The organism is Flavobacteriales bacterium, assembly GCA_013214975.1.
In the GTDB taxonomy this organism is placed as follows: domain Bacteria; phylum Bacteroidota; class Bacteroidia; order DT-38; family DT-38; genus DT-38.
In genome coordinates this window covers 1-11,810 of the sequence record JABSPR010000342.1, presented here as the reverse complement: position 1 = coordinate 11,810, position 11,810 = coordinate 1, and the positions used below count along the sequence as shown (strand labels likewise).

The window sequence follows — 11,810 nt, the reverse complement described above, 5'->3', positions numbered from 1 at the left end:
CGGCAATTTACTCATTTCTTCTGTCAGCGGAAAACGATATTAAGCTTCAATTATTATATGGATCCTACGTTCTATCTACGATTTCTTCCATCACTTTCAAAACCGTCAGTGAATCTAATAAGTTCGCTCCTTGAAAATTCGCTTTATTCTTTAAAACAGTAGTATCGATAAAGTTGATTACTTGCTCTAAGAAACCCGGTTTCAAACCGTTTTCTTCTAATTGATACTTCTTTTTAAGTTGTGGAGTATAACTTCTCATTCCACCAGGTTTATCCTCATTTACTACAAACCCGTTAAAAACCTCCGCATGTTCTAGAGGTGACAGAACCAATTTCTCCGTATTTGCATGAAAGACTATTCCGAAATTTGAAGGACTTCCCCAATTAGACATTAATTGAATTGGCACACCTGTAGCTGTTTTTAGTGTGGCTATCAAACCTTGATTGCCACCTCCACACCTTTGCACATACTCAACTGTAATCGTTTTTTTCCCAATTAAGAAATACATGAGATCGAATATGTGGCAAGAGTTTGCAAAAAACCATTTATCATGATCTTCTTCCGACTCTGATTTTTGACGCGCCTCAGGTATATTCAGCTCAATGCTTGATAAATCCTTAGACGCTACCCAGTTTCTCAATTCCGAAATAAAAGGATAAAAACGCCTATTAAACCCTATTTGTACTTTATCCAGCATCTCAGGATATTCCTTTATCCACTTTTCTATTTTATTCGAAAGTAGAGAAACCGGTTTTTCAATAAATAGAGGAATGTTATAACTAATTATTTCATCGATGATACTAGACGTCTCTTCCCAAGAAGAAAGAACCAAAATTGCATCTGGGTTTTCTTGTTCTATCAGTTCGTGATTATTTTCGTACCCTCTAACATTGAATTTTTTTGTAAATCTTGAAAGATTCAAAGAACCCGGTTTTGCGCTGACTCCCACTACAGAAACCCCCACTCTATCTAATACCGCAAAATGATATCCAGCAATATTACCGCAACCAATAAAAACTACTTTTAAATTATGAATTGAATAATCAGTCGACATTTATTCGACCTTGAGGTAAAGATCTATCGAACTTCCTCTGTTCATTTCAGCCCCAATTTCGTACACGGGGTCTTGCTTATAGATAATTGCTCGCAAGGAATCTATTCTATTTTCAACCGTTTTGCCATCGTAAACCGCAATTAAACTCACATTTAATGGGTCTAAAATTCTTTTAGCATCTCTTAAATTCAAATCCGTTAGATCTGGTATTCCAACCTTATCTCTACTTTCACCTCCTCCAATTTTTAAATCAATTTTTTTCCCTTTCTCTATTAACGCACCTGGTTTAATAGATTTACCTGCATATAACTGAGCCAAAACACACCTCTTACACTCATCTGGTACAACATAAACACTATCTATTTCCAGTCCAAAAGACTCAGCGATAGATATAGCTTGTCGTAAAGACAAATCAATAAGATCCGGAACTTTTACCCTCTGCGGCAATCTAGAATTAATCGTGATGTAAACATTTCTATTCTGCTTAACCTGGCCTAGTTCCTTTGGATCCTGTTTAACAACAGCCCCTCTCGGAACTTCTGATGAATAAACAGAATCAATAACCTTATATCTTAATCCTTTTCCCGAAATAACTGAATCGACTTCCGACAACTGAAACCCCCTTAAATCAGGAACGGTGATCGTTTCTCCATGCAAAGTATAATCTCCTAAGTAACTATATATACCCCAACCAGCACCAACCCAAACGAAGAGTATTAATAAAATATGAAGAAAGTATTTTTTTACTGTTTGCATTATTGGGTTTTCACAACGTTAAATTAACTGCTCGCAAAGATAGTTAATATCTTCATTTAGTTTTTCTCAAACTGATGCAGATACCAAGCCTAAAAAGCTTGTATTATTATTAATTTTAAACTTTAAACTGAATCAAAATATGTCCCTTGAAAATGAATAAGAAAATTGGTGTTATATCCGGAGGCTATTCTTCCGAATCTTCTATTTCGCTCGAAAGTGCAGATACAGTAATTTCAATGTTAAAGGAATCTCCTTTTGAATTATTTAAGGTAATTATTACAAAAGGCGACTGGTACTGCATACATAAAGATGTTCGTTATGAGGTTAATAAAGAAAACCTCACCGTTAATTTCCCTGACAATAATTTAAAATTCGATTCTATTTTCAACGCTATTCATGGTGAGCCCGGTGAAGGAGGAGAAATACAAGAGTATTTATGTTCTATAAAAATGCCTTTTACTAGCTCCGGCCAGAAAGCATCAGTAATTTCCTTTAGTAAAGCGGCAGCCAAAGAGTTATTACAAAAAGATAATATTGTAATGCCTTCTGTTGAAACATACAGCAAGAGTACTATTGGTGATGTTACACAAATTGCAAATGGAACGAAATTCCCTTGTATTGTAAAGCCTAATTCTAGTGGATCTAGTTATGGTGTTTCCAAAGCAAATAACAAAACCGAATTTATTAATGCGGTAGAACTGGCTTTCAAATACAATCATTTAATATTAGTCGAGCAGTTTATCTCCGGAGTTGAGCTTAGTTGTGGTGTAGTTGAGATTAATGGCAGAGTTAGGGCTCTACCAGTTACAGAAATTGAATTTGATGGCGAAATTTTTGATTTCAAAGCAAAGTATGCAGACGACGGCGCAAGAGAAATCACTCCAGCAAGAATATCAAAAGAAGCTACTTCTCAGTGTCAGGATGTAGCGGAACAGGTTTTTGAAAAATTAAACCTAAAAGACATGGCAAGGATAGATTTTATTTTGATGGATGACGAAGTTTATTTCATCGAATGCAATACTATTCCTGGTCTATCAAAAAACAGCATTCTACCTAAACAGTTAAAAGAAGCTGGTATAAATATGGGTGAATTTTTTATTGAGATGATCGAAAATTCAGCTTGTAGACTTTAAATAAGCACAAAGCTTATCTATAGCTATTCTTCGATGACTAATGGCATTTTTTTCTCTAGACGACATCTCTGCAAATGAAGACGAATAGCCCTCTGGAATAAAAATCGGATCATATCCGAATCCATCTTCACCCCTTTTATATTCAGAAATATGCCCATTAACTATTCCTTCAAATAATTGTTCTTCACTATCTATAATAAGAGACACAATCGTTTTGAATCTCGCCTTTCTATTCTTCTTTCCCTCCAAACAAGAAAGTAACTTCGCCATGTTTTTTTCAGAAGATGGATTAACAGAGTCAGCATATCTCGCTGAATGCACTCCTGGCTCTCCTCCAAGCTCACTCACTTCCAATCCACTATCATCTGAGAAGCAACTAATACTAAGCTTATCGTAAACAGCTTTACTTTTTATCGAAGCATTTTCTTCAATGGTGCTGCCATTCTCTTCAATTTCGGATTCCCAACCAACATCAATTAAGGATAAAACATCAAATTGATCTTTGAGAATCTCTCGGATCTCTTTTACTTTATTCTCATTACTTGTGGCAAATAATAGCTTCATCTATTCCTTAACTAAAATCCGAACGATAATCTCATCTTTATATCTAGTAACGATATAGTAGTTCGAGGGTGCCAATTGAGAAACATTATACGTAATCTGATTAGCACCCAATTCAATAAATCCATCATAAACTTGCCCAACCAATTCCCCTTTAACCGTATAGATTTCCACATTCATATTATCACCTTTCGGCACTACATAATTTATATATAACTGATCGGATACAGGATTTGGATAAAAATCTTTCATTTCTAATTGCGAAACTAGATTCGTACACATTTCATCATTTACAATATTGTCATCTTGAGATCCATTTGGACTTTGAACACTCACACAAACATAGCTTACACTACCCATTTGAGGCGCAGATATTTGAGTTTGTAAGATTAACAGGGAAGTGCCTAGTTTTGAAATTGTATCTGTACGAGACTCGATAAAGCTTACACCATCTATTTCGATTAAAAAATCAAACTCTGATATTTCGACACTGCCATAATTCTGAATAGTTACCTCAAATTGGATATACCCATCCTCTTCTGATATCACAACATTCGAGACTGCTAAATCGATTACCTGTTCTTCGATTAATAGTTGAGTAGTTAATGAATCTAAACATCCATATTCGGAAGTAGCTATAAGCCGAACCGTGAAATCAGAATTATCTGAATAAGAATTAATGGGATCTATTTCAACGCTCGTACTTCCGTCACCAAAAGTCCAATTGTTTAGGTAATTATCAACAGATAAATTAGTGAATGTAATTTCAATCGGAGACTCCCCAATCTCAGGAGAATAACTAAAATTAGCAATTGGCAATTGGTGTACCTCAAGTTGAGAAACCAGTGTATCAGTGCAAGACAATGAGTTAGCTGTAATTAATCTTATCTCATACATTCCAACCTCTTCAATGAGGTAATTAAAGACAGAATCGGTAAACTCTTCTCCAGCAATTGACCAATTATAGGAAGATATTTCATCACTAGAAATAATTGAACTATCCTGAATAAGGAATGAGGAACCAGCACAAATATCCACGTATTTCATCCCAGAAACTGGCAAAGGAATAGAGTTCGCATTTTGCACAATTGTATCTCCACACCCATTAATATCTATTATAGATAGTTCTACCCCAAACACACCAGAACCCATATATGAATTTGTAGGATGTTGCTGTTCCGAAGTATTTCCATTTCCAAAATCCCAATTCCAATAACTTATTATACCTGTTCCAGAAGTAGACAAATCTATAAACTGAGATTCGGTTCCTATACATTCATCTTCGACTGAAAAAATTGCGCTTGGTGCCGTTTCTATTTGCACTAATTTGGTAAGCGAGTCTGTACAACCATCAATGGAAATTACTTTTAATTGAACATTATAATAATCAGAATATTCAAAAAAGTGTGTTGGTTTCGGGTCAGTTGAAACGGTATCGTTGCTTAATGTATCGCTAAAGGTCCACAAGAAATTAGTTACTTCAACATCATTCGAATTACCTGTATAAGTAAATTCTAACAATGCATTGTCGCAACCTTTCTCAGGGTTAAAATCAATTTGTGGAACGGGGTTTATAACTACTGGAACCTGCGCTGAATTACCACATAGGGCATCAGTAACTACGGTCAGTTTCACGGAATATAGTGCACTGCTCGAAAACAGATGTTTAACCGTATCTCCAATACCCACATTCCCATCACCAAAGTCCCATTCCCAACTTATCATGTTTTCTGGTAAAATGGCAATAGAAGTACTTATAAATTCCGTTGTATCTCCATAACATCCAATAGAGCTGGTAAATCCAATTATCGGTGCATTCCCAATAATTGTAACAAGCACAGTATCGATAGCGACACAACCAATACCATTTGTTGAAGTCACCGAATAGTCCCCAGTAGAAGACAAGACCATTAATGTATCGCTTGTACCGTCAGACCACAAATAGGTTGAAATATCATCACTATAAATGGGTGGTGGATAAATTACATTTCCTGTACATAATATCGTGTCGTTACCTAAAGTAAAGTCAGCTGTAAACAGGTCCTTTTGCACGATCAAAACATCGCTTACTGTAGAACATCCATTAATGTCAGAAATAGTCACATCGTATTGCCCTGTATCCGAGATCAACAGAAATGTATCAACACTTACATCACTCCAAGAATAACTGTATAACAAACTATTAAGCAGAGGATACCATTCCAAAGTATCTCCAGAACATATTATGGAATCTGAATGTGTGACGTATGCAGGAAAGCTTACTTGAATAGAATCTCTAAAAACGCGGCCAAAAATATCTGTCCCTTCGCACCAATAGATTTCGCTTTTATTAACCATTAAACTATCCCCAATAGATCCATCACTCCATAAATAGGATTGATAATATCCTTCTGGGTATATAGTAGTATCACAAAACCCGTAGTCGATGGTGATGTCTTTTCCTAAATTAAGAGGTGGTGCATACTTAGAATATATATACTCCTCAACTCGCCCCCTTTCATTTGTTGTAAGTTCTTTCGAAAACACTATTACCTCAGCTATATCGCCAATAAAAGTTAGATTATTCTGATAATGAACTCTATCTCCTAATCGACTAAAATGAAATTCACAACTGCCACAAGTTGATGTTGCCATGGTAATTCCGTTTCGATATAAACCACTGTGAGAGAAGGTAGATATACCCCATCCTAGCGGCTCAAGACTTGATTGAAAAAGAATGGAGTTTGTAAACTCAACTCCGCCAAAACCTGTTACCGAAGCATGAGTACCTCCAGCAAATAATCCGTTATGATTAAGTGATATTCCTGATGTATCCCCACCCATGAGATAATGCACAGGTTTTGTAAGGGCTGGTAGGTTATACATAAAGAAAGCTGTGTAATCATTCAATTCCATTATGTCAAAATCAAGTTGATGATTGTCCCAGTTTACTACTTGGAAATTATTTATTTCACTAACAGAGTCAACTAATGAAGGCCGTTCAGATATATTGCTTTGCGTTGCATGTCTACTATTACCACTTAGATCATCCCAACTGGTAACCAAATCTGCTGATTCTACAAGCTTATTACTTTCTGGAGCATACCATAGTTGCATCGCACCAATGGTTAAAGGATCAAATAATGTAAATTTTCCAAATTGTCCCCAGTCAGTCACTCCGCTATTAATATTGGCTCTAATATTCCAATAATAATCAGCACCATTTGGTAGAGATAGTGTATCTAATGCCACTAAAACTCCAACCTCACTTAAAATAATATTAGAAAATATAGAATCCGAAGCAACTTGAATATCATAAGAAATCGCTCCGGCATATTCATTCCAAGAAACAGGAATTTCGACTGCATTAAAAACTGCCCCATTTTTAGGAGTAATAGGCGATAGTTCTCCTACTCCTGCAACAAGGAAATTGCACCAAGGAGCTGTTACTAATAGTATAACGAGATATGTAAATAATTGATTATTCATTCTAGCAAAACAAAAGTAGAATTTCCATTTTTGTATAAAAATAACGATCCTTACCTGCAAGCGGTAAAGCTTACTTAACAATTTACTTTATTAAACTCTTTATTCTGTGCATTTGATACATATCAAATACCTATTTTCGACCAAGTGCGCAATAACTCCGACTAACAGGTACAATTAAAACCCTATCTCATTGCATCTTAAACACATTGTCAATCTTAGTATATTGCCACAAAAAATAAAAGTTGAGAAGTAAAGTTCAAATTATAGCAGAAGCAGGAGTTAACCATAACGGCGACATATCCAAGGCAATTGAAATGATTAAAATTGCTGCAGAATGTGGAGCAGACTTTATAAAATTCCAAACATTTAATGCTGATTTATTAGCTAATCCAAAGGCAAAGAAAGCCAATTATCAAATCTCCAGAACCGATAAAAACGAGTCGCAACTTGAGATGCTAAAAAAACTAGAACTTAATAAAAGTGATCATATTAAATTGATTAAAGAATGTAGTCATCGAAATATTAAATTCTTATCCGCTCCCTTCGATATAGCCAGCATCGAACTACTGGCCGAATTAAACTTAGAATGCATTAAAATACCTTCAGGAGAGATAACAAATCTTCCTTACTTAAAAAAAATAGGAAGATTAAAATGGAAGATTATTATCTCAACTGGGATGGCAACAATACATGAAATACAAAACGCTGTTAACATATTGATCGATGCTGGAACTCCCCTTCATTCAATTAGCATTCTTCATTGTTCATCCCAATACCCTACAGTATTTAACAATGTAAACCTTTTAGCCATTCGCGATTTACAAGATGCATTTCAGACTCAAATAGGCCTTTCTGATCATGCTATTGGTATAGAAACATCAATTGCAGCAATCGCTCTAGGAGCGTCGATCATTGAGAAACATTTCACTCTCGATAAGTCCTTAACAGGACCAGATCATCACTTTTCTTTAAATCCATCCGAACTATCAGAGTTGGTAAGCAAAATAAGAAATGTTGAAATGGCTCTTGGCTCGGGAGTAAAAGAACCAAATGAAGCTGAATTAGAAATAGCTTCTGTAGTGAGAAAAAGCATCCATATAAAAACAGATCTCAATAAAGGAACTGTAATCTCTGAGGAGATGCTCATTATGCAACGTCCAGGAACAGGTATTTCGCCAATGGAAATTGATTACATTGTTGGCAAAACAATCGTTAAGGATAAAAAAAGACATGACATTTTAGTGTATTCAGACTTTAAATGAGAGTATCCGTACTAACCTCTTCCAGGGCCGATTACGGCATATATCTACCTCTGCTAAAAAGATTAAAACAAGACCCCTATTTCGAATTAGAAATTATCGCATTCGGAACACACCTCTCTCCAAAGCATGGGAATACTATTAACCAAATTGAGGAAGATGGCTTTAGTCCAGTTACTCTTAACAGCATTGTTCCTGATCAAGATGACGTAGAAAACATTGATTCAGCTATAAATAAAACTACCCAGCTATTTAACTCTTATTGGGATAGTTGCACATCCGAGCCACAACTGGTGTTATGTTTAGGGGATAGATATGAGATGTTCGCCGCCATTAAGGGCACGTTAGCTTCGGGCATTCCAATCGGGCATATTCATGGAGGTGAATACACTCCAAATAGCAAAGACAATGAGTACAGAAATGCACTTACCACTATGGCTCAATATCATTTCACTTCTACGCAAGAGCATGCGGATAGAGTTGCTGCTATATCTCGTCACAATAAAAACATATGGAACATTGGAACACTCAGTCTCGATAACTTATCCGATTTAAATTTACTTGGCATCAAAGACTTTTTTAATGCTTATGGGGTAGATTTAAGCAAACCTACAATACTGTTCACATTCCATCCGGAATCAATTTCTGTTGAAGAAAATAAAAAACATATTCTTGAAATCAATCAGGCGCTCAGGCAGCTTCCTTTTCAAATTATTGTGACCATGCCAAATGTGGATGCTCACAATAAGATTATTCGCAAAGAACTGGAGCAACTAATAAAAGAAGAAAATCATATTTGGGGATTTGAAAATTTAGGTACACTCGCTTATTTCTCTTGTATGAAGCATTGTGCATTTGTTCTTGGGAATTCTTCTAGTGGGATTATTGAAGCACCCTCTTTGAAAAAATATTTTATTAATCTAGGAAATCGACAAATCGGCCGACAATGTGACCTAAACGTAATTAATTGCCGTATAAACGCCCAAGAAATACTCAGAACCACAGTAAAGTTGAAAGAAAAAACTAAATTAACTGACGCAAACATTTATCGGTATGGAGACGTATCCGATAACATTATAAAAAAACTTAAAACAATACCACATGTCTAAAAATGTAATAGTAATTGGTTATTCAGGACACGCATATGTCGCTATTGATACCCTTATCTCGCAAGGCAGAAATGTAATTGGATATGCCGATTTAGTGGAAAAAGAAGACAACCCATTTAATCTCGATTTCTTAGGCAACGAGGATGACGAAAATGTTTTGAGCAAATTACAAGACCATGATTTCTTTATCTCTATGAGCAACAACAAAATAAGACGGCACATTTATAGGAAACTAGATAATGCTCATGGCTCACTTTGTAATGCAATTCATGAAAGCTCTGTCGTTTCTTCTTCTGCAGAATTAGCCACGGGTGTCATGGTTTCTTCAAATGCAGTTATTAATGCCTTAAGCTCTATTGGTGTTGGGTCTATTTGCAATACGTCATCAATTGTTGAACATAATTGTGTGGTAGGCGATTTTTCGCATGTAGGTCCAAATGCTACCTTATGTGGAAGTGTACGAATTGGGAATGGAACGTTTATAGGAGCCAATTCTGTTATCAAAGAGGGCGTAAGCATTGGTAATAACGTAACTATCGGTGCTGGAACTGTTGTATTGAAAAACATTCCAGACAATGTAACGGTGGTAGGTAATCCATCTCATATTATCCAGAAATAACTGAGTCAATTTTAATTTCCTGTGACAAGCATAAGAGTACTAATTGTCGGTGCCGGTAATATTGGTTCAAGACATTTACAAGCGTTAGCATTATTCGAGAAGCAGCTTTATATAGAAGTAGTAGAGCCTAACGAAACAAATATGCTAGGCGCAATTGCCAAATACCATAAAATAGAGAACCCAAAAGGCATAACACACGATATTAAACTTTCCCGAAGCATTCCAAATGAGCAAAGTTTATGGAATTTAGCAATAATCGCTACTCGATCCAACGTTCGATCCTTCTTAATTAAGGACCTTTTAGAAAAGCAAAACATAAAGCACCTCCTTTTAGAAAAAGTACTTTTCAGTAAAGAGTTAGAGTATTCTGAAATTGGAACGTTACTAGAAGAAAAAGGTGTAAAAACCTGGGTTAATTGCTCAAGAAGAATATACCCTGAATACAAAAAACTAAAATCAATCTTAAACAAGTCGAAACCCACAGAGTTAACTGTTGAAGGAGTTGATTGGGGAATGGCATCTAACAGCATCCATTTTATTGATCTATTTGCATTTCTTTTTGAAACGCAAAATATTACGATGGAGAACTGTGAATTACATGACCAGGATGTTGAAAATGATTTCATCTTGTTTTTCGGAAACCTATCTGGTAAATCGGGACCACATAAATTATCCCTAAACTGTGAAGATGGTGAAGAACACAATGTAGGAATAGACATAGTTACAGAAGATACTATTATCGCGATCGACGAAACAAAAGGTCGAATTATTATTTCTGAAGAAAAAGATAACTGGAAACCAATTGAATCTAACTTTTCTATCCCTTTACAAAGTCAGCTTACAAATGTCATATTAAAGGACCTTTTAGATTCGAACCATTGCGGTCTTACAACCTATAAAGAATCTAGCGCATTGCATTTGGCATTTCTTGAAGGATTAAACTTCTCCTTGAATGATAAGAATTACTACTTTTAGTAGACTGGTAAAAATCCAAATACCGTTTATTGGTGTTCTACTAAATTCACCTAAGCAATAATATGAAGTCAATTGGAATTCTGATTCCTTATTTTGGACGATTCCCGGATTGGGCCGAATTGTTTTTCGAAACACTAAAACAAAACAGCACAATTGATTTTATCATTTTCACCGATTGTGAAACAAAAAATTTCCAAGCACCCAATATCATCTTCCACAAAACTAGTTTTGAAGATTATGTAAAACTGATAAACTCGAAATTAGATTTTCAAGTAAACCCACCCAATGCCTATAAATTATGTGACTTCCGACCATTACTTGGTCATATTCATTCCGATATATTCAAAAATTATGACTTTTATGGATACACAGACATAGACCTGCTTTTTGGTGATATTAGAAGTTTTTATACCGATGAGATACTTAGTCAATATGATGTCATTTCAACACATGAACATCGTGTTTCAGGTCATTTAGCATTATTTAGGAACAATAAAAAGAATAGAAATATTTATAAAAATATTTACAATTGGAGAGAGGAATTAAAGAAAGAAGAGTTTGTCGGCATTGACGAATATGGAATTACAAATGCCTATACCATGACATTTATTGATCGTTTAAACGAAAGGTTTAACTTTAAAATTGATAATATAATTTCCAGAAAAATAAAAAAGAGGAGAACAAAAAGAATGTATCTAGTTGAGCAATATACCACACCGTTTCTCCCAAAGCCTTGGATAGACGGAACTGTAAATAGTGAACAACCTAATGAATGGTACTATATTAATGGTAACGTGACCAACAACAGGGATGAGGAGAGAAATTTTATCTATATCCATTTTATGAATTTCAAATCAACTCAATGGCGACATGATG

Annotated in this window: 10 protein-coding genes; 6 read left to right on the top strand and 4 right to left on the bottom strand. The window is 35.3% G+C overall.

Translation table 11 applies throughout. The annotated features are described in order from the left end of the window. Positions 1-64 precede the first annotated feature (64 nt). Positions 65-1,054, bottom strand: a complete 990-nt coding sequence (locus HRT72_10995; protein NQY68231.1) for a Gfo/Idh/MocA family oxidoreductase — start codon at positions 1,052-1,054, stop codon at positions 65-67. Then, on the bottom strand, positions 1,055-1,810 hold the full coding sequence (locus HRT72_10990; GenBank protein ID NQY68230.1) for a PASTA domain-containing protein: 756 nt from the start codon (positions 1,808-1,810) through the stop codon (positions 1,055-1,057). It lies immediately after the preceding gene. Between the two features lie 152 nt (positions 1,811-1,962). Between HRT72_10990 and HRT72_10985 the strand changes: the two genes are divergently transcribed. After that, positions 1,963-2,943 carry a D-alanine--D-alanine ligase gene (locus HRT72_10985; protein NQY68229.1) on the top strand — a complete coding sequence of 327 codons (981 nt, stop codon included), beginning with the start codon at positions 1,963-1,965 and terminating at the stop codon, positions 2,941-2,943. On the opposite strand, the gene rdgB is transcribed toward HRT72_10985, so the two are convergent. Both rdgB and HRT72_10975 read right to left on the bottom strand, forming a co-directional pair. Next, entirely contained in the window at positions 2,926-3,507 is a 582-nt protein-coding gene (gene rdgB, locus HRT72_10980; GenBank protein NQY68228.1) for an RdgB/HAM1 family non-canonical purine NTP pyrophosphatase, read from the bottom strand. The genes HRT72_10985 and rdgB overlap by 18 nt on opposite strands. Beyond that, positions 3,508-6,972, bottom strand: a complete 3,465-nt coding sequence (locus tag HRT72_10975; protein ID NQY68227.1) for a hypothetical protein — start codon at positions 6,970-6,972, stop codon at positions 3,508-3,510. Between the two features lie 242 nt (positions 6,973-7,214). On the opposite strand from HRT72_10975, the gene neuB reads away from it, so the two are divergent. From neuB to HRT72_10950, 5 genes are all read left to right on the top strand, one after another. After that, positions 7,215-8,234 (top strand): N-acetylneuraminate synthase, encoded by a 1,020-nt coding sequence (neuB, locus tag HRT72_10970; protein NQY68226.1) that lies wholly within the window; start codon positions 7,215-7,217, stop codon positions 8,232-8,234. Then, positions 8,231-9,340, top strand: coding sequence for a UDP-N-acetylglucosamine 2-epimerase (hydrolyzing) (neuC, locus tag HRT72_10965; GenBank protein ID NQY68225.1), 1,110 nt, complete (start codon positions 8,231-8,233; stop codon positions 9,338-9,340). Before neuB ends, neuC begins: the two co-directional genes overlap by 4 nt. Continuing rightward, positions 9,333-9,959, top strand: a complete 627-nt coding sequence (locus HRT72_10960) for an acetyltransferase (GenBank protein NQY68224.1) — start codon at positions 9,333-9,335, stop codon at positions 9,957-9,959. Before neuC ends, HRT72_10960 begins: the two co-directional genes overlap by 8 nt. A 21-nt stretch (positions 9,960-9,980) precedes the next feature. Next, a complete protein-coding gene (locus HRT72_10955) occupies positions 9,981-10,934 on the top strand; it encodes a Gfo/Idh/MocA family oxidoreductase (protein NQY68223.1) in 954 nt (317 codons plus the stop codon). Between the two features lie 62 nt (positions 10,935-10,996). Then, positions 10,997-11,810 (top strand): hypothetical protein (locus HRT72_10950; GenBank protein NQY68222.1); only part of this gene is annotated, 814 nt, incomplete at its 3' end.

What these genes read in the sequence shown, in the direction of transcription:
- HRT72_10975 (NQY68227.1), bottom strand. Translation starts at nt 6,972, where the DNA reads ATGAATAATCAATTATTTACATATCTCGTTATACTATTAGTAACAGCT.
- HRT72_10995 (NQY68231.1), bottom strand. Translation starts at nt 1,054, where the DNA reads ATGTCGACTGATTATTCAATTCATAATTTAAAAGTAGTTTTTATTGGT.
- HRT72_10985 (NQY68229.1), top strand. Translation starts at nt 1,963, where the DNA reads ATGAATAAGAAAATTGGTGTTATATCCGGAGGCTATTCTTCCGAATCT.
- HRT72_10960 (NQY68224.1), top strand. Translation starts at nt 9,333, where the DNA reads ATGTCTAAAAATGTAATAGTAATTGGTTATTCAGGACACGCATATGTC.
- neuC (NQY68225.1), top strand. Translation starts at nt 8,231, where the DNA reads ATGAGAGTATCCGTACTAACCTCTTCCAGGGCCGATTACGGCATATAT.
- HRT72_10990 (NQY68230.1), bottom strand. Translation starts at nt 1,810, where the DNA reads ATGCAAACAGTAAAAAAATACTTTCTTCATATTTTATTAATACTCTTC.
- rdgB (NQY68228.1), bottom strand. Translation starts at nt 3,507, where the DNA reads ATGAAGCTATTATTTGCCACAAGTAATGAGAATAAAGTAAAAGAGATC.